This is a genomic window from Bacillus aerolatus (assembly GCF_009183655.1).
GTDB lineage: Bacteria > Bacillota > Bacilli > Bacillales > Domibacillaceae > Pseudobacillus > Pseudobacillus aerolatus.
Genome location: NZ_WEIO01000002.1, coordinates 236,755 through 256,045, shown reverse-complemented (window position 1 = coordinate 256,045; position 19,291 = coordinate 236,755). Strand labels below are relative to the sequence as shown.

The following is a 19,291-nucleotide window of genomic DNA, read 5'->3' as shown; positions in this document are numbered from 1 at the left end:
TTCCCCTATTCAAACATAGTCATTTACGTACAAACGGCTATTTCAATGCTTCTAATCTTCTGATAACCAGGAACGGACCAATTTCGCAAATTCCTCAGGTTTTTCTTTTGCCATTTTTTCCAGTTGCTTTCTGCGGACAGTCGCTTCCGTTTCCACTTCATTTATGTCGGCAATCGACTCTGCCGCCTGCATGATTTCTTCTTCAAATTCTTCTTCCTCTTCCGCCCTGCGTCTGGCGCGAAGAATCAAGAAGACTAATAGTCCAATGACGGCAAGCATGATAGCGCCGATGACATAAGCCCACCACGGTAAAACAGATGGCTTTTCTTCATCAAACTCCACTTTTCCATTAAATGGCTGGACGGAGACCGCAATTTTTTCTTCCACTGCTTGATCAGTTAATTCTTGATTATAATCTTTATCAATCGAAGTACGAACGATCGTACCAAGCATTTGCTGTATATCATCTATGCGTTCTTGAGGCAAAGAGTCCGGATCATTAGCCGTCGGCGGCTCGACCATGACTTGAATGCCTAAATCACGCACTTTGTAAGGACTCTCAGTGATTTTTTTGCGAATGCGGTTCACTTCATTATTGATGGTTTCTTCCGAACGTTCATAATCACCTGAGCCGCCCGCCCCTTCCATATAAGTGGAGCCTTCTGCATCTGCCGGATCTTCCGCCTGAGGAAGGCCGCCTGCCGCTGCCCCGTCCCCTGTAAAGGTTTCCGTAATCCGCTGGGCGCTGATTTGAATGCCTTCCATGTTCTCTTCATCAACAGGAGTAACAAGGTTTTCTTCTCTATTTTCCTGGGTAAAGTCTATATCGGCGGTGACAGATGCGACGACTTTATCTTGTCCCATCAATGTGCCAAGCATGTTTTGAATTTGGCGCTGAATATCCCGCTCAATTTTTTTCTTGATCTCCATTTGCTGAACCATGCCATTCCCAGATAAAGAGCCGCCGTCACTTTGCCTGTCATAGTACTCAAAGTTTTGATTCATAATAACAATATTATCGGCAGGCAAGTTGGGGACGCTTTTGGAAACGAGATGATAAAGCGACTTAATTTGCTTTTCATCGAATTGGTAGCCTGCTTCCGTATTCAATACGACAGAAGCGGATGCCTGTTCCCCGTCTTCTTTCACAAATACATCTTTTTCCGGAAGATTGATCATGACTTTTGCATCTTTTACTCCCTCAATGCCCGTCATTAGCTGAGCCAGTTCTGTTTGCATCGCATCGAGTTTCAAAATGTTGAATTCATTGTCAGTCATACCAAAACCAGCATTTTCACTGAAAAAGCTATAATCAATACTGCCCGACTTTGGCAGGCCTTCTGCAGCTAAATCCACTTTCAATGAATCTACTGCTTCTGCAGGCACTAATATTCCGGTTCCTCCATCAGCGATTTCGTAGCTTATTCCCCGGCCATCCAAGTTTTCTTTGATTGCTCCTGCTTCAGTTGGGGAAAGGTCGCTGTAAAGCGGCACCATCGTCTCTCTTGTCGCCATTAAGACAAGAGCGGTAAGGACTGTTACGAACAGCAAAAAAGCGCCGACTCCCATCATTTTTTGCCTTCTCGTCCGGCTGTTCCAGTATTCTCTTATTCTCGTTAATTGTTGGCGTATAGTCTCGTTCATTACAATCCCCCGGTTAAGTTGCTGCTAAGTAAAAAGGGTGTTCGTTTTTCCATCTCCCTGTTTCTTGCTTACATTTGCATTCTCATGATTTCCTGATAGGCTTCCACTGCTTTATTGCGCACTTCCATCGTTAATTGCATCGTCACGCTCGCTTTTTGACCGGCAATTAATACTTGGTGAAGATCAACGTTTTCACCAAGTATTAATTTATTCGTCATGTCAGCTGATTTTGCTTGTGCCTGGCTGACTCCATTCAATGACTCTTTCAAAAAGCTGGCGAAATTTTGCTGTGCTTCATTTGGTGTCACAGCTTGCTTTGTTTCTGTCATTTCTGTTTTCAAAAACGGTGAAGCACCTTGAATCGGTTGAATAGCCATTTAATTATCTCCTTTACTTACCAATCTCGAGCGCCTTCATCATCATGGATTTTGACGCATTAAACACAGTTACATTTGCTTCATAAGAACGGGTAGCTGCCATTAAGTCCACCATTTCTCTTAATGGATCGACATTCGGCATTTGTACATAGCCTTCTTCATTCGCATCTGGATGCGTGGGATCGTATACCCTTTTAAAAGGAGTGAGATCGTCTTCTACAATCTTTGTGACCTTCACTCCATTCCCCGCACCGTCGTTTTGGCGGCTAATCGCTTGATTCAAAAACGAAGAAAATTCTCCTTGTTTCGGCTGCAGAACGACAGATTTCCGCTGATACGGCTGCCATTCACCATTTACTTGGCGGGCACGCGTGGATTCCATATTAGCCATATTGGAAGAGACGACATCCATGCGCAGACGCTGGGCAGTTAAAGCGGATGAAGTAATGTTCATGCTATGAAACATCGACATCTTATCTTCCTCCTTTAATCACATTAGTCAGCGAATTGAATTTGCCGCTCATCCGGTCTGTTAAAGCGTTATAATAAATCTGATTTGTTGCAAGATTCGACATTTCTTTATCTATATCGACGCTATTTCCATTTTGATTAAAAGAAAGATCGCGACTCGTAACGACAGCAGGGTCGCTTTCGTTTGAACGAAAAGAAAAATGGCGGGAGTCCGTGCGGTAGGCAGCCAGTTCGTTTGCCAGCGTTTCGTCAAACACTTTTTTAAAACTAACATCTTTTGATTTATAATTCGGTGTATCGGCATTGGCAATATTGTTAGCAATCGTTTTTTGTTTTAAAGCAGAATAATTAAGCCCTTTTTCGATACTACTGAATGAATCTGAAAAAATCTTCATTTATTATCACTCCGTCAAACAACATTATTAAATATTTACTCTAAATCGCTCTGTTTGAAACATTTTTTCATGATATTTCCACTTTTTTTAAAATGGAAACATCTTTAGCACTATTCGGCAATATTTTTAAAACTTACGATAGAAACTATAACATAATTTTCATGTAAAATTAATCAAAAATTACATTATTAATAAAAATATGCCATAAACTTAACATAAATGACAAAGGTGGGCATATATAACCATATAATGCGGCATATGGAAACATTCACTACATATTTGATCACAAACTTATGGAAGGAACAAATGACAAAGATCATATTTTTTTGAAAGAAAATAAAAAAACCGCCTGTCGAATACAGGCGGTTTTCTAAGGATTTAGTTAGCTTGATTTTAATTTTTCCAATTCCATCAAGAATTTATCATTTAACACTTTAATATAAGTGCCTTTCATTCCTAGGGAACGAGACTCAATTACACCGGCACTTTCCAGCTTGCGCAAGGCATTTACAATGACAGAACGCGTAATACCTACACGATCAGCGATTTTCGAAGCAACGAGCAGGCCTTCTTTCCCGTCCAGTTCTTCGAAAATGTGCTCAATGGCTTCCAGCTCACTATATGAAAGAGAACTGATAGCCATTTGTACGACAGCTTTGCTTCTTGCTTCTTCCTCAATTTCTTCTGTCTTTTCACGAAGAATCTCCATGCCGACTACAGTTGCTCCGTATTCCGCCAAGATTAAGTCCTCATCGTGGAATTTTTCTTCAACACGGGCGAGTACGAGTGTACCGAGGCGTTCACCTGCTCCTTTAATCGGAACGATTGTTGTAAAACCTTTTTTAAACAGTTCTTTATTTTCGACCGGGAAGGCAGTGTATTCACTGTCAACATCCAAGTTAGGTGACGTTTCTTCAATATTAAATAAGTTATTTGTATATTCTTCAGGAAATTGACGGTCAGCAAGCATTTTTTTCATTCGATCGTTTTCAATTTGCTGATTGACGCCAAAGCCAAGCAATTTTCCGCGACGGCTGACAACGAAGATATTTGCTTCAATTACTTCAGATAGTGATTCCGCCATTTCTTTAAAGTTCACAGATTTACCTGCCGCATTTTGTAACATCTTATTAATTTTTCTCGTTTTTTCTAACAAATTCATGATTAAATCCTCCTACAATGACTGGTTTATCTATAGCCGATCAATGTTCTAGTTTTTTATTATTAAAAATTGTTGCACTACTTACAGCTTTACCCTTTAAAAAACGTGTTTCAAACATTATAAAATAAACTGGCTTAAGTCTTTATTGCCTGAAATCGCTTCTAATTTTTCATTCACATACTGCGGTGTGATCGTAATTTTCTCCATCGTAATGTCAGGTGCCTCAAAAGATAAATCTTCCAGTAATTTTTCCATAATGGTATGAAGACGGCGCGCCCCAATATTATCTGTGCTTTGATTCACTTCAAAGGCAATTTCTGCTATTCGTTTAATAGCATCGTCAGAAAATTCAATTTGTATACCTTCTGTTTCCAATAAAGCCACATATTGTTTTATTAATGCGTTATCCGGCTCTATGAGGATACGGACAAAGTCTTCTACAGACAGTTTCTGCAATTCCACACGAATAGGAAAGCGCCCTTGCAGCTCCGGAATGAGGTCGGATGGTTTCGACATATGAAAGGCACCTGCTGCGATAAACAAGACATAATCTGTTTTTACTGAGCCATATTTCGTCATGATTGTTGAACCTTCCACAATTGGTAAAATATCCCGCTGCACACCTTCTCTTGAAACACTTGCTGATGAAGATGCTGCTCCTTTGGCAGCCACTTTGTCAATTTCATCAATAAAAATAATGCCCGTTTGCTCTGCCCGCCTGACGGCTTCTTGTGTCACATCGTCCATATCAATCAGCTTTTGCGCTTCCTCGTTTGTTAACACTTCTCGTGCTTCTCTTACAGTCAGTTTTCTTTTTTTCGTTTTCTTCGGCAAGAGTCCGCCGAGTGCATCCTGCATATTCATACCCATTTGCTCCATGCCCGAGCCTTGGAACATATCGAACATCGAAGGCGGCTGTTCTTCCACTTCAATCGTGACGATTTCATCTTCCATATCGCCGCGTTCAAGTTTATCAGCAACCAGCTTTCTCTGCTCACGAATGGAATTTTCTTCATGAGAATCTTCGGTATTTGTTTGCTGCTCCTGTCCACTTCCGCCAAACAGCATCTCAAACGGATTTTTCATATTGTTTGTTTTCTTTTTAGCAGGAATAAACAATTCGACAAGCCGGCGATTGGCTGCTTCCCTTGCAGGTTCTTGTACAGATTGCATTCTTTCTTCTTTAACAACTCTTACGGATGTTTCCGCCAGGTCACGCACCATCGACTCAACATCCCGTCCTACATAGCCGACTTCTGTAAATTTCGTTGCTTCTACCTTAATAAACGGCGCCCCTGAAAGCTTCGCAATGCGGCGGGCTATTTCAGTCTTTCCAACTCCTGTCGGTCCGATCATCAATATATTTTTAGGAATGACTTCATCTCGAATTTGATCGCTTAACAGACTCCGGCGGTAACGGTTGCGCAGCGCGACAGCTACGGCTTTCTTTGCCTCTTTTTGGCCGACAATATACTGGTCAAGCCGCTCCACAATTTGTCTTGGTGTTAATTGCAGTGATTTTTTCTCCATGCTTTTCACTCCTTTACTCCAATTCTTCCACGACAATTTGATTATTTGTATACACACAGATTTCTCCGGCAATTTCCAAAGCAGCCACAGCAATTTCTCTTGCTGTTAAATGCTCTCCTGAATAAGTTTTTAGCGCACGTCCCGCTGCTAAAGCAAAATTCCCTCCGGAGCCGATCGCTAATATGCCATCGTCAGGTTCAATCACTTCGCCTGTTCCTGAAATCAGCAAAATATTTGATTGATTCATAACAATAAGCATCGCTTCCAACCGGCGCAGCACTTTATCAGAACGCCATTCTTTCGCTAGCTCCACAGCCGCCCGCTGCAGATTACCGTTATATTCTTCCAGCCTGCTTTCAAACAGTTCAAACAGTGTGAATGCATCAGCGACAGAGCCGGCAAAACCTGCAAGTACCTTGCCGTTAAACAATTTGCGTACTTTTTTGGCTGTGTGCTTCATAACGACTGCGTTTCCGAATGTTACTTGCCCGTCACCGGACATAGCGCACCGGCCTTTATGCTGAACCGCAAAGATCGTTGTTGCATGAAATTGTTCCATAGATTTCAATTCCTCCTTTACGCGCGGGGATGATGGGTTAAATACGTCTTTCTCAAATGTTCTTTCGTCACATGAGTATACACTTGTGTAGAAGAAAGATGCTCATGTCCAAGCAGTTCCTGAACCGTCCTCAAATCCGCTCCGTTGTTCAATAAGTGGGTAGCGAACGTATGCCGCAGCATATGAGGGTGAATTTTTCTTGTCAGCGAAGCTTCCTCGATCAATTTGGTTAAAATGTGCCGGATGCCTCTCGGTGTCAGCGGGCTGCCTCGATGATTAACAAATAAGATAGTGTGGTTGTCTGCGGACTTCATTAAGAAGTTTCTCGCGGTTGCTATGTATCGCTCTATTGCCTCGTGGGCAAAGCTGCCGAAAGGTACATACCGCTCTTTATTCCCTTTTCCTTTTACAAGTAACACGGAAAGATCAAAATCAATATGCTTCAATTCAATTCCTGTACATTCGCTCACACGAATGCCGGTTGCATACAATAATTCCAACATGGCTTTGTTGCGGATTTTTAAAGGCTCTTCTCCTTCACACACAGCAAAAAGCTCTTCCATCTCTTCTTCATAAAAAAAAGAGGGGAGCTTCTTTGCTCCTTTCGGCTGCTGTACAAGCGAAAAAGGATTGACTGTTATCACATTTTCTCTAGCTAAAAAACGAAAAAAGCTGCGCAAACTTGAAATCCTTCTAGCGATGGTCGACCGGGACATTTGTTTTTCATGCAGAGTCGTTAAATACAAGCGGACATCAAAATATTGAATGTCATCCAGCTTTTTTAGACTTTGTTCACTAGTGAACTTGAAAAACTCTTCAATATCATAGTGATAAAACTGTATTGTATAATTCGAATAATGTTTTTCGATTTGTAAATACTGAATAAAAGATTGCAAATAGTTATTGAAAAGTTTTGACATATGAACACCTCATTAGGGCTACTAAATACTATCATACTCAAGTAGCCCTTGCAAGAAAGTTTACAAACTTTTCACAAAAGTTTGAATTGTTTCCAACGCCCGTTCAGCGTGCGCTTCATATCTTTCTTTCTTATTTTTAATTTTAACCGGAAGATCAGGAAATAAACCAAAGTTCGCATTCATCGGCTGAAAATTCTTTTCATTAGCTGTTGTAATGTAGTGGGCCATGCTGCCAATAGCTGTTTCTGCCGGCACAGTCACCGGTTCTTCTCCTAAAGCAAGGCGCGCAGCATTCAATCCGGCAATTAAACCGCTCGCAGCAGATTCTACATAGCCTTCAACACCAGTCATCTGGCCGGCAAAAAATAAGTGGCTGCGATCTTTAAACTGATACGTTGGCTTTAATACTTTCGGCGAGTTGATGAATGTGTTCCGGTGCATAACGCCGTAACGGACAATTTCTGCTCGCTCGAGGCCAGGAATGAGCTGCAGTACTTCTTTTTGCGGCCCCCATTTTAAATGTGTCTGAAAGCCGACGATGTTGTAAAGCGTTCCCGCGGCATCATCTTGGCGCAGCTGCACGACTGCATGAGGTCTTTTACCTGTTTTTGGATCTTCTAATCCCACCGGTTTCATCGCTCCGAATAGCAGCGTTTTCTTTCCGCGCTTCGCCAGCACCTCCACCGGCATACACCCTTCAAAAAAGATTTCTTTTTCAAATTCTTTCAACGGAACCGTTTCTGCTTCAACGAGTGCTTCATAGAAACGATCAAACTCTTCTTCTGTCATTGGACAGTTCAGATAAGCAGCTTCGCCTTTATCATAACGGGATTTTAAATACGCCTTATTCATATCTATGCTGTCTTTTTCAATAATAGGAGCGGCAGCATCGTAAAAATATAAATAATCCTGACCCGTTAACTCTTTTAATTTTTGCGACAATGATTCACTCGTAAGCGGACCGGTAGCAATGATCGTAATGCCTTCCGGAATGTTTGTTACTTCTTCATTATATACAGTTACATTTGGATGGTTTTTCACCCGCTCTGTCACATTAGCTGCGAATTCATGGCGGTCAACAGCAAGAGCTCCACCTGCTGGAACGGAACAATGGTCCGCAGCAGCAATAATGACTGAATTCAAGTTTCTCATTTCTTCTTTTAGTACACCAACAGCATTTGTCAGCGCATTTGCCCGCAAAGAATTACTGCAGACGAGTTCAGCAAACTTATCTGTATGGTGAGCCGGCGTTTGTCTAACCGGCCGCATTTCATATAGATTTACTTTCACGCCCCGTTCAGCTATTTGAAAAGCCGCTTCACTGCCGGCAAGGCCGGCTCCGATCACATTAACAAATGGTTCCATTCTACCTAACCTCCTGAATGAATAGTGGTACGTACATTTATATCCCTAAAGCATTGTACAACAGACGTTCGCATAAAAAAAGCTTTAAGTATTAAAACAAATAAAAAAAAGCGGGAGCTATCCGCTTTTACAGTTGTGTTTCTTCTTTATAGTCACACGCTATACATTGAATCTGCACACCTTTTTTCAATTTCTTTTCAACGAGCAACTGTTCACATTTCGGACACTTTCGCTCAATCGGCTTATCCCACGATAAGAAATCGCATTCCGGGAAGCGGTCACATCCGTAAAAGATTCGTCGTTTTTTACTTTTTCTTTCTATTATATTACCTTCCTTACAATTCGGACATTTCACGCCGATTTCTTTCACGATAGCTTTTGTGTTTCGGCAGTCCGGAAAATTGCTGCAAGCCATGAACTTTCCGTAGCGCCCCATTTTGAACACCATTGGATTGCCGCAGTTTTCACAATCTTCACCGGCAGGCTCATCTTTAATTTCGATTTGCTCCATCTCTTCTTCGGCTTTCACTAAATGCTTTTCAAATCCCTTGTAAAATTCATCGATGACTTCAACCCACTCTACTTGTCCGTCTTCAACGCTGTCTAGATCTTTCTCCATTTTCGCCGTGAATTCCACATCGATCACGTCCGAGAAAAATTCCGCCATCAGTTCATGGACAATCTCACCGAGCTCGGTTGGAATAAACCGTTTGTTATCGAGAGCGACGTAGCCGCGCTTTTGAATCGTATCTAAAGTAGGAGCAAATGTGGACGGACGGCCAATACCGAGTTCTTCGAGGGTTTTGACGAGCCGGGCCTCTGTATAGCGGGGCGGAGGCTGAGTAAAATGCTGCTTCGGATCAATCGTTTCTGACCTCACTTTATCGCCTTTTTCAAGGTTAGGGAGCTGCTTTTCTTTTTCTTCCTGCGCGTCATCTGAACCTTCAACATACACTTTCATAAACCCTTGGAATTTTACTTTTGAACCTGTCGCCCGGAAAGTAATGTCTCCGTTCACAAGATCAGCACTGACCGTATCCATAACAGCAGGTGACATCTGGCTCGCAAGGAAGCGTTCCCATATGAGTTTATACAGCCGCAGTTGATCCCGCGATAAAAACTCTTTTAACGCACCAGGTTCTTTCAGCACGCTCGTTGGCCGGATCGCTTCATGAGCATCTTGCGCCTTCGATTGCTTTTTATCTTTTTTCTCTTCTACTTTTTTTGTGTACTCTTTGCCATGAGTGGATTCAATAAATTCAAATGCTTCTTTTTGAGCGACGTCTGAAATTCTCGTAGAATCCGTTCTCATATACGTAATTAAGCCGACCGTTCCTTCTTTTTTGCCAAGCTCAATTCCTTCATACAACTGCTGGGCAAGCATCATCGTTTTCTTTGCCCGGAAGTTCAGCTTGCGGGCGGCTTCCTGCTGAAGGGAAGAAGTAGTGAATGGCGGCGCCGGGTTTCTTCTGCGCTCTTTCTTTGTCACGCTGGCAAGCTCAAACTCGTTACCTTTAATAGCTGCAAGAACCTCTTTCACTTCTTCTTCGGATTTTAACGCAACTTTCTTTCCGCTTTTTCCGTAAAAAGACGCCTGGAACGAACTCGTTCCTTTTAAAAATTGTGCTTCAATTGTCCAGTATTCTTCCGGTGTAAAGTTGTTGATTTCTTTCTCTCGGTCAATAATCAGCCGTAAAGCAACGGACTGGACCCTGCCGGCACTAAGTCCTTTTTTCACTTTCTTCCAAAGAAGAGGACTGATATTGTAGCCGACAAGCCTGTCGAGAATGCGGCGCGCCTGCTGTGCATCGACAAGGTCCATATTAATCGGCCTTGGATGTTTGAACGATTCTTTAATCGCATCTTTCGTAATTTCATTAAATACAACGCGGCAATCTGATGATATATCAAGATCAAGACTGTGGGCTAAATGCCAGGCAATTGCTTCTCCTTCTCTGTCGGGGTCAGCTGCAAGGTAGATCTTTTTTGCTTTTTTTGCCGCTGTTTTTATTTCTTTCAGCACTGGCCCTTTTCCACGGATCGTAATATATTTCGGTTCGTACCTGTTTTCTATATCGACACCCATCTGGCTTTTAGGCAAATCGCGCACATGGCCCATGGATGCTTTCACTTTATATTTCTTCCCCAAATAACGCTCAATTGTTTTCGCTTTTGCAGGGGACTCCACTATTACTAAGAACTCCGACATGCATAAACCTCCCCTAGAGGTGAAAATAAATAGATATAACAAACATTATTAGCCGGTTCGATGACACTTGTCAATCAAATGACTCCATGTTTCTCTATTTGTTTTTTCTCTGTTCGATTATATATTTTTACATTTCCTTAAAAATGATTGATTCTTTTGCAAAATTTAATACAGTTTGCGAATAAAAGCAACCTTTTTTTAAAAAAGAAGTAAAAACAACCGAACAGGAAAAAACAGAATAAGCCGTTTTCTTCTATAAATAAAGATTATATTTTGATCATTTCCGACAAAATATCTTCACTTGACCGCACTAATTTTGCGCCGTCGCTTATTAATTCATTCGTCCCCGCAGACAGTGGATCATCCATTCTTCCAGGGACACAAAATACTTCTCTTCCTTGTTCCAAAGCGCAATAAGCCGTAATTAATGAACCGCTTTTCTTCCCCGCTTGCACAACGAGAGTACCAAGAGATAAGCCGCTGATGATGCGGTTTCTGGCAGGGAATTGCCATTTTTCTGGTTTCATGTCTGGTGGATATTCCGACAAAAGCAGACCCGATTGTACAATATTTTTTGCCAGTGAAATATTTTCTTTTGGATATAAATAATTAAACCCTCCGGCAATAACAGCAACGGTTTCTCCTCCGACGCTTAATGCCTCTTCGTGGGCAAATGCGTCCACCCCTTTTGCCAGCCCACTGACGATTACACAGCCATGCTCAATGAGCTCAGGCACCAATAATTGAATAGCACTGCGTCCATACTCATCTGCTTTACGCGCCCCGACAACGGCCAATTTTCTACCAGCAGCCAACAATGTGGGATTGCCGGCTGCATAAAGTCCCCATGGCGGCTGTGGCAATGTCTTAAGAAGAGACGGATATTCTGAGCTGTAAATCGGAATAAAAGAAACCCCCTGTTCTTCGTATCTTTTTAACAAAGGCTGAACCGGCTTTTCGGTGAGCTGATGGGTGACAAAAGCTGCATGGGAAAGGGAAATGGAAAGGGTGCTGGAAAAATAAGAAGGGGAATAGAGATAGAGGTTCTTTAGATCAGGTTCTTTTTTTAAAAGCAAGTAAATGGCTTTCCAGCCGATGCCGCGGCAATGCTGCAAGTGGATAATTTTTTCTGTTAATAAATCCAGTTTAGTCTCCTCCTTTTTAGAAAGAAACAGCCTCTTCTAAATGAAAAAGAGGCTGTTTCTTTGATGTATATTTACATGGATTAATGAGTTTTACACTCTTCGTAAATACCTTTTTCTTTAATTACTTCGATCAATGTTTCACCCATAACAGACGGCGTTTCAGCCACTTTAATTCCACATTCGTTCATCACGCGGATTTTTTCGTCAGCTGTTCCTTTTCCACCGGAAATGATCGCACCGGCATGGCCCATACGCTTTCCTGGAGGCGCAGTACGGCCGCCGATAAAGCCTACTACCGGCTTCGTCATGTTCGCTTTTACCCATTCGGCTGCCTCTTCTTCAGCAGTTCCGCCGATTTCACCGATCATGATAACTGCTTTTGTTTCTGGATCTTCATTGAATGCTTTTAAAACATCAATGAAGTCCGTGCCATTTACCGGGTCGCCGCCGATACCAACAGCTGATGTTTGGCCAATGCCGGCTTGTGACAATTGGTGTACCGCCTCATAAGTCAATGTACCAGAGCGGGAAACAACACCAACATGGCCTTTAGTGTGAATGTAGCCAGGCATAATGCCGATTTTACACTCATCAGGTGAAATAACACCCGGGCAGTTTGGCCCGATAAGACGAGTTTTCTTATCTTGTAAATAGCGCTTTACTTTCACCATATCCAATACTGGAATGTGCTCAGTAATACAAATAACAAGATCGATTTCCGCATCTGCCGCTTCAATGATCGCGTCTGCAGCAAATGGCGCAGGAACGTAAATAACGGAAGCGTTAGCGCCTGTTGCTTTAACTGCTTCTTCTACTGTGTTAAATACCGGAACACCTTCAACTTCTGTTCCGCCTTTTCCTGGTGTTACCCCACCGACGATTTTTGTGCCATATTCAAGCATTTGTTTCGTATGGAAAAGAGCTGTGGAACCGGTAATACCTTGAACGATTACTTTTGTGTCTTTATTAACAAATACACTCATGCCTATACCTGCCTTTCTCTGGTCAACTCTGAAATTATTTGCTTACAAGCTCAACAATTTTTTGCGCGCCGTCAGCCATGGACTCAGCTGAAACAATTTTTATGTCGGATTCATTTAAAATTTTCTTACCTAAGTCAACGTTCGTTCCTTCTAAACGGACAACGAGCGGCACAGACAAACCAACTTGTTTTGCTGCTTCTACTACGCCGGATGCAATAATATCGCATTTCATAATTCCGCCGAAAATGTTAACAAAGATGCCTTTAACATTTTTGTCAGATAGAATAATTTTAAATGCTTCTGTTACTTTTTCAGCTGTCGCGCCGCCCCCAACATCGAGGAAGTTGGCCGGATCGCCGCCGTAATGTTTAATAATGTCCATTGTAGCCATAGCAAGGCCTGCACCATTAACCATACAGCCAATGTTGCCATCAAGGGAGATATAGCTTAAGTCGTATTTAGATGCTTCGATTTCTTTTGGATCTTCTTCTTCCAAATCGCGGTATTCCATAATATCTTTATGGCGGTATAGTGCGTTGGAATCAAAATTGATTTTCGCATCAAGAGCCATTACGTCACCGTCGCCAGTTACGACTAATGGGTTGATCTCAGCGATTGCTGCATCTTTTTCGATGAACACTGTATAAAGGCCCATCATGAATTTCACTGCTTTGTTGACAAGTTTCGCCGGAATATTGATGTTAAAAGCTACACGGCGAGCCTGATATGGCATTAAGCCCGTTACCGGATCAATGTATTCTTTGAAAATTTTCTCCGGAGTCGCTTCTGCCACTTCTTCGATTTCTGTTCCGCCTTCTTCAGAAGCCATTAGCACGACTTGTGAAGTTGCACGATCCAGAACAAGACCAATGTAATATTCTTTTTGAATATCGCAGCCTTCTTCGATCAGTAAGCGCTTTACTTCTTTACCTTCTGGACCAGTTTGATGCGTGACAAGCGTCTTACCTAAAATTTCTTCAGCATATGTACGCACTTCATCAATATTTTTTGCGACTTTAACTCCGCCCGCTTTACCGCGGCCGCCTGCGTGAATTTGTGCTTTAACTACACAAACATCAGTGCCGAGTTCTTTCGCTGCTTCCACCGCTTCTTCTACAGAAAAAGCAACTTTACCGTTTGGAACGGCCACCCCGTAATTTCTGAGGATTTCTTTACCTTGATACTCATGGATATTCATACTCCATCCTCCTATCAATCTCAAAAAAGTAGACTGCGTTACCATTGTATATAAAGTCTGAATTTATGTCTAGGTGTTGCCCTTAAATTTGTTTCTCATACTATTTTTTTTTACCTTTTGCATGAAAATACTTGCTCTTTTTTCCTTTTTCATATACTAACATGTCCTTAGTACACAGTCTCTCTTAATCATTACCCAGACTGTGGAGTTTAAACATTTTATTGCTGCTTTTTCCTTTGATCCAACCGATAAATAAAAGCAAATACTTCCGCAACTGCCTGATAAAGTTCTTCGGGGATGGATTCATTGATTTCCAGCTTGCCTAATATCTCAACGAGGCTTGGGTCTTCTTGAATTGGAATATTGTGTTCTCTTGCTTTTTCAAGGATATTTTCTGCCACTTTCCCTTTTCCTTTGGCAATTAAAGTGGGGGACTGACTTTTTTCTGGAAGGTAGGAAAGAGCGGCCGCCTGTTTTCTTTTCACTTCTTTTTTCATATGCGGATGTCCACTCCTTCATACGGCTGCGCTTCCATTGCCCGTACGATTGGCAGCGCAGCCCTTTTGTCCGGCCGCTTAAATTGGATACTCGACAGCTGATAACCCTTTTCTTCTACTCTAGCTTTTAATGTCGGGGTAAGAGAATCGGCCATTTTTTTCAACCCCGGCGTTTCATTAAACACTTGCAGCTGGATAATTCGATTTTGCACTTGCATATCAATGACTGTTTCTTTGATGTTTTCAAGGTTTAAATAAAACAGTACCCGACAAAAATCTGAATCCAACTTACCATCATCCGTTTTTTTCCCTGACCATTGTAATGTCAGATCTGTATGGAAGCCAAATAAATTGACAGGTACTTGCATGATCAGCTGCTGGAGCGGACCGGTTTCAGCGGATAAAAGGGGCTGCACATTCATTCGGCCAAGCACTTGTTCAGCGAGCTCCTTTACATGAACAGGGATGTTTTCTCCAAGCAGACGCAAAAGCTGCGGTTTCAGCATTTTTTCCAGTTCAGCTTCTCCGGGATGCCTTGCTCCAAGTATTCCTTCCAAATCGATTCCGAGCTGCAGAAACGTGTCTTTAATTAAAGAATGAGCTTCTTTGCCTGACATGTGGAAATGCATATCGTTTTCCGCCGCGAGCATAATTTGCTGAAAAAGAATTTCTTTTTTTGACAGTGATACAAGAGACGAGGAATCAATTTTTGCTGCTTCATTCTTGACTGCCCGTATGAGTTCATCTGCTTCTTTGTTAAAAAGAGCGGACAGTTGCCGAATCGCTTCTTGAGGTTGATTTTGGTGAATACTCGCTTTCGCTGCTGTTTTGAAGACAGCGGCTAATTGTTGGTTTGCTATTTTTGTATCCTTTAATTCTTCGATTAACAGCTTCACTTCGGCTGTTAAGGGCTGACTAATAGATTTTTCCATTGTTTTAGTGCTAGCCATCAACGCTTGCTCTAATCGCTGCAGAAGTTCTTTACTGGCCGGCTGCCGAATGAACTGGCTGACCGCTTCTTGTAAAGTGACAGTCTTGTTTTCAGTGCGCAGCTGCACGGCTGTTCCGAACTTGTTCGGTTCTTTCTTCCACCGCTCCATGATTTGGATGAGGGCATCGTCAGTATGATCCGCTTTTTCAGGAATAAAGCCCCATGATTTTAACAAATCAAAGGCGGCAGTTTTTGAAGCAGACGTCTTTTCCGGCAGAATCAGCTGATCCATAATTGCAGTCATGACTTTTTGAATGATATTTTTTTCAAAAGGCGTCTGCCATTCTTTTAATAATTTTACTAGCTCTCTTGCCAAAGCTGGCGGCTGCTGCAACTGCTGCAGCTTACCGGCTAATTCTTCCGTTAATTGGCTGAGTGGCACTGGAGAATGTGCCGTCATTAAAGATTGAAATACATCTTTAGTCATCGGAAGAGAACGCTCCGCCATCATTTTGACCACTTGAAGCCCTTCAACTGCCGGTGCTTTCGCAAGCCACTCTGCTGCTTTTACAATCAATTCTTTCGTCAAAGGCAGCTTTTCTCTCATCATTATTTCCACGAATGCTTTATTTTCTTTTGTCAACGGCAGGGATAGATGCAGCAGCAAATCTTGCGCCATCTTTGCCCCATCTCCCTTTGCAGAAACCGGCGATGTGATGACTTTCAACTGCAGGCCATCAACATTCGAAGCTGCGCGAAACCAATACCTTTCCCCTGATTGAAGAGTCACTTCCAGTTTTGCCATCATCGTAGTTGTTCCAGTAGAAAGTTCAGCCATGCCATTAGGCAGTATTTTCACCACTTTAGCGGGGAACATCTCTCCCTCCCGCAATTGCATGGATCTTTCTTTACCAAGAATGCCTTGCGCAAGAGCGGCTTGTTGTATAATCAATTCATTCACCTCCGTTATTTTTTCAGAAGTTGCCTTATTTCCTTCACGGGTGAAAAACTGTTTCGATGAATCTCACACGGACCGGTCGACTGCAAACCTGTTAAATGTTCTTTTGTACCGTACCCCATGTTTTTTTCAAAACCATACTGCGGGTAAAGCAGGGCATAGTCACACATTAACCTGTCTCTCGTCACTTTTGCCACGATTGATGCCGCAGCGATCGAAGCACTTTTTACATCTCCTTTGACTATAGATGTCTGTGGAATAGACACATTTAGTTTCATGGCATCGATCAGTAAATGCTGCGGGAGATGATGCAGCTGCTGAATAGCTGAGACCATCGCTTTTTTAGTTGCTTCGTATATGTTTAATAAATCAATTTCTGCAGCAGTCACTATGCCAATGCCTACATCTGCTTTATCTGTTATTTCTTTATAAAAGTAGTCTCTTTTTGCTTTGCTTAATTTTTTCGAGTCATTTATTCCCACAAGCTGGATGTTAGGCGGCAATATAACAGCCGCCGCTATAACAGGGCCGGCGAGCGGGCCTCTGCCCACTTCGTCAATTCCTGCAATAGATGTAATTCCCTGATTGAGCAATTCGCGCTCATAATTAAGCAGCTGTTCGTATTTAAGGCGTTCCATTGCTTGCTTCTCCTGTATTCGGTACCATTGTGCTACGGCCTGCTGAACGCCTTTCCGCGGATCTCTAAGCCACTCCTGAAAGTGAGGATCGTCTTCTGATTGTATTTCTCTTATTCGTTTTCTTATTTCACTTACTGATTGAGACATGAATTAATCCTTTCGCCTATTCATTTTAAATATATGAAGGCTATTTTAATTTGTTTTGTGAATTTTGCACATTGTGTTTTTAATTAAAGTTTGTTTGTTTTATTAATTTCTTCAACATTTCGCATGAGCTATTCGTCATTTGCTTGTCGGGACAGAGCAGTCGCTTCCGCTTTTCTTCTTATATCGGTTTTTTTCAGATAAAATAAAGGCCCTTTGTGAGGGCCTTTATTTTTTGTTATTCCGTTTGTTCTTCCGGGAAGTCGAATGTGAGTTTTCCGAGTTTTTCTCCTCTGATGTCGCGAATAATGAGTTCGGTTGTTTTGTCGTAATCGACCTCGGTGCGTCCGGCGTAGCAGCCGCGCAGCTTTCCGATATGATTAAAGAGTTCTAACAAGTCTTCAGGAATCTCCTCGAGACCGTATCGTTCTTTTAACCGGTTTGGATACCTCGTTTCTAAAAAACGAAGAGCAAAGACTGCCACGTCCTCCAAGTTGAGGATCGCATCTTTAATCGCTCCTGTTAAAGCGAGTTTAAAGCCTGTTTCTTCGTCTTCAAATTTCGGCCAGAGGATACCCGGTGTATCGAGCAGTTCCATTTCTTTACCGGCTTTAATCCACTGCTGGGCTTTTGTCACGCCAGGCATGTTGCCCGTTTTAGCGATGTTCTTTTTAGCCAGCCGGTTAATTAATGTTGACTTGCCTACGTTCGGAATACCGACGATCATCGCCCTGATCGCTCTTGGTTTAATACCTCTGGACTTCATCCGATCAAATTTCTCTTTTAATATTTCTTTCGCCGCTCTATTAATGGCTGCCAGACCGCTGCCGGCATGAGAATTAATCGCCAGGGCAGGTACGCCTCCCTCTTTGAAATAAGCAAGCCATTGGGCCGTAACTGCGGGATCTGCCATATCTGCTTTGTTTAGTAACACAAGCCTTGGCTTTTGCTGGATGATTTCATCAATCATCGGGTTTCGTGAAGATATCGGCAAGCGGGCGTCTACCAGCTCAAAGATAATATCCACTAACTTTAATTTTTCCGTTACTTCTCTTCTTGCTTTTGCCATATGGCCGGGAAACCATTGAATGGTCATAAATTCAACCTCCATTCTGTCCGGGCGGTCAATATTAATCCACCAGCCTCATTTTATTTAAAGGCCAGAAAACAACACTCGTATCGCCTACTACTTCATCAATACGAACCGTGCCAATATGACGACTGTCTTTACTGTACAGCCGGTTATCGCCGAGAACAAAAATTTCTCCTTCCGGCACCGTTGCTTTTCCCGTCAACTCCTGCAATGTAAAGTCAGGCGTAAGCGGAATAGGCTCTTCCTTTTTATATTCTTCTAAATAAGGCTCTTCATAATATTTACCGTTGACATATAATTTATCATCTTTATATTCCACTTTATCACCCGGAAGGCCGATAACGCGTTTAATGTAATCCTTTTTTTCCGGTGCATGAAACACAACGATATCAAAACGCTGAGGTTCACCAATTTTATTGACGATCATCCAATCACCGTCTGTTAGCGTTGGCATCATAGATTCACCGTCTACTACAATAGGTGCGATAATAAAATATCGAATAATTGCTGCCAGTCCTATTGCGATTAAAAAAGCTTTTGTCCATTCCCAGAATTCACTTTTTTCTTTTGCCAAAATTGCCACCACCTAATTTATTATGTATTTATCATATCACTTTGGCCATCATTGAGAAAAGAAAGGGCTTTTTTTCATTTGAAAAAGGAGCTTGTCCCCAAGCTCCTTTCGCAAATCGTCTATAATTATCGAATTTCTTTAATACGAGCTGCTTTACCGCGAAGGTTACGCAAGTAGTACAGTTTAGCACGACGAACTTTACCACGGCGAGTTACTTCGATTTGAGCAATCTTCGGTGTATGAACTGGGAAAGTACGTTCAACGCCTACGCCATAAGAGATTTTGCGAACTGTGAATGTTTCACTCACTCCGCCGCCGCGACGTTTAATAACGACACCTTCAAAGATCTGAATACGCTCACGTGTTCCCTCAACAACTTTAACGTGTACGCGTACTGTATCTCCAGGACGAAAAGCTGGAAGATCTGTGCGAAGTTGTTCCTGAGTAAGTTCTTGAATCAATTTGTGCATAATATTCCTCTCCTTCTAACAGATGCTC

Annotated in this window: 19 protein-coding genes; all 19 read right to left on the bottom strand. The window is 42.2% G+C overall.

All coding sequences use genetic code 11. The features are described 5' to 3' along the window. Positions 1-51: 51 nt before the first annotated feature. Complete coding sequence (gene fliF / locus F9802_RS04885) at positions 52-1,644, bottom strand: flagellar basal-body MS-ring/collar protein FliF (RefSeq protein ID WP_152150035.1); 1,593 nt, start codon at positions 1,642-1,644, stop codon at positions 52-54. A gap of 68 nt (positions 1,645-1,712) precedes the next feature. Beyond that, the gene (gene fliE, locus F9802_RS04880) at positions 1,713-2,021 is read right to left on the bottom strand and encodes a flagellar hook-basal body complex protein FliE (RefSeq protein ID WP_152150034.1); all 309 of its coding nucleotides are present in this window, start codon (positions 2,019-2,021) and stop codon (positions 1,713-1,715) included. A 13-nt stretch (positions 2,022-2,034) separates the two neighbouring features. Then, entirely contained in the window at positions 2,035-2,493 is a 459-nt protein-coding gene (flgC, locus tag F9802_RS04875; protein WP_152150033.1) for a flagellar basal body rod protein FlgC, read from the bottom strand. A 1-nt stretch (position 2,494) separates the two neighbouring features. Beyond that, positions 2,495-2,887, bottom strand: coding sequence for a flagellar basal body rod protein FlgB (gene flgB, locus F9802_RS04870; protein ID WP_152150032.1), 393 nt, complete (start codon positions 2,885-2,887; stop codon positions 2,495-2,497). Between the two features lie 382 nt (positions 2,888-3,269). Continuing rightward, positions 3,270-4,049 carry a GTP-sensing pleiotropic transcriptional regulator CodY gene (gene codY / locus F9802_RS04865; protein WP_152150031.1) on the bottom strand — a complete coding sequence of 260 codons (780 nt, stop codon included), beginning with the start codon at positions 4,047-4,049 and terminating at the stop codon, positions 3,270-3,272. A gap of 117 nt (positions 4,050-4,166) precedes the next feature. Further along, complete coding sequence (gene hslU, locus F9802_RS04860; protein ID WP_152150030.1) at positions 4,167-5,579, bottom strand: HslU--HslV peptidase ATPase subunit; 1,413 nt, start codon at positions 5,577-5,579, stop codon at positions 4,167-4,169. Between the two features lie 13 nt (positions 5,580-5,592). Further along, a complete protein-coding gene (hslV, locus tag F9802_RS04855; protein WP_152150029.1) occupies positions 5,593-6,138 on the bottom strand; it encodes an ATP-dependent protease subunit HslV in 546 nt (181 codons plus the stop codon). A 17-nt stretch (positions 6,139-6,155) separates the two neighbouring features. Then, positions 6,156-7,058, bottom strand: a complete 903-nt coding sequence (gene xerC / locus F9802_RS04850) for a tyrosine recombinase XerC (RefSeq protein ID WP_152150028.1) — start codon at positions 7,056-7,058, stop codon at positions 6,156-6,158. A 60-nt stretch (positions 7,059-7,118) separates the two neighbouring features. Then, entirely contained in the window at positions 7,119-8,423 is a 1,305-nt protein-coding gene (gene trmFO / locus F9802_RS04845) for an FADH(2)-oxidizing methylenetetrahydrofolate--tRNA-(uracil(54)-C(5))-methyltransferase TrmFO (RefSeq protein WP_152150027.1), read from the bottom strand. A gap of 127 nt (positions 8,424-8,550) precedes the next feature. Further along, positions 8,551-10,632: a type I DNA topoisomerase gene (gene topA / locus F9802_RS04840; RefSeq protein WP_152150026.1), complete on the bottom strand. Its 2,082-nt coding sequence runs from the start codon at positions 10,630-10,632 to the stop codon at positions 8,551-8,553. A gap of 266 nt (positions 10,633-10,898) precedes the next feature. Continuing rightward, a complete protein-coding gene (dprA, locus tag F9802_RS04835; protein ID WP_225435193.1) occupies positions 10,899-11,747 on the bottom strand; it encodes a DNA-processing protein DprA in 849 nt (282 codons plus the stop codon). Between the two features lie 110 nt (positions 11,748-11,857). Continuing rightward, positions 11,858-12,760, bottom strand: coding sequence for a succinate--CoA ligase subunit alpha (sucD, locus tag F9802_RS04830; protein ID WP_152150024.1), 903 nt, complete (start codon positions 12,758-12,760; stop codon positions 11,858-11,860). A 34-nt stretch (positions 12,761-12,794) separates the two neighbouring features. Further along, positions 12,795-13,958 carry an ADP-forming succinate--CoA ligase subunit beta gene (sucC, locus tag F9802_RS04825; RefSeq protein ID WP_152150023.1) on the bottom strand — a complete coding sequence of 388 codons (1,164 nt, stop codon included), beginning with the start codon at positions 13,956-13,958 and terminating at the stop codon, positions 12,795-12,797. 218 nt (positions 13,959-14,176) lie between these two features. Continuing rightward, positions 14,177-14,455 carry an EscU/YscU/HrcU family type III secretion system export apparatus switch protein gene (locus F9802_RS04820; protein WP_152150022.1) on the bottom strand — a complete coding sequence of 93 codons (279 nt, stop codon included), beginning with the start codon at positions 14,453-14,455 and terminating at the stop codon, positions 14,177-14,179. After that, positions 14,452-16,338 (bottom strand): hypothetical protein, encoded by a 1,887-nt coding sequence (locus tag F9802_RS04815; protein WP_152150021.1) that lies wholly within the window; start codon positions 16,336-16,338, stop codon positions 14,452-14,454. The genes F9802_RS04820 and F9802_RS04815 overlap by 4 nt, the downstream gene beginning before the upstream one ends. A gap of 14 nt (positions 16,339-16,352) precedes the next feature. Next, positions 16,353-17,129 (bottom strand): ribonuclease HII, encoded by a 777-nt coding sequence (locus F9802_RS04810; RefSeq protein WP_152150020.1) that lies wholly within the window; start codon positions 17,127-17,129, stop codon positions 16,353-16,355. Between the two features lie 235 nt (positions 17,130-17,364). Beyond that, positions 17,365-18,222 (bottom strand): ribosome biogenesis GTPase YlqF, encoded by an 858-nt coding sequence (gene ylqF / locus F9802_RS04805; RefSeq protein ID WP_152150019.1) that lies wholly within the window; start codon positions 18,220-18,222, stop codon positions 17,365-17,367. A 34-nt stretch (positions 18,223-18,256) separates the two neighbouring features. Beyond that, the gene (gene lepB / locus F9802_RS04800; protein ID WP_152150018.1) at positions 18,257-18,793 is read right to left on the bottom strand and encodes a signal peptidase I; all 537 of its coding nucleotides are present in this window, start codon (positions 18,791-18,793) and stop codon (positions 18,257-18,259) included. 125 nt (positions 18,794-18,918) lie between these two features. Beyond that, positions 18,919-19,263, bottom strand: a complete 345-nt coding sequence (gene rplS / locus F9802_RS04795; RefSeq protein ID WP_152150017.1) for a 50S ribosomal protein L19 — start codon at positions 19,261-19,263, stop codon at positions 18,919-18,921. Between the last annotated feature and the right edge of the window lie 28 nt (positions 19,264-19,291).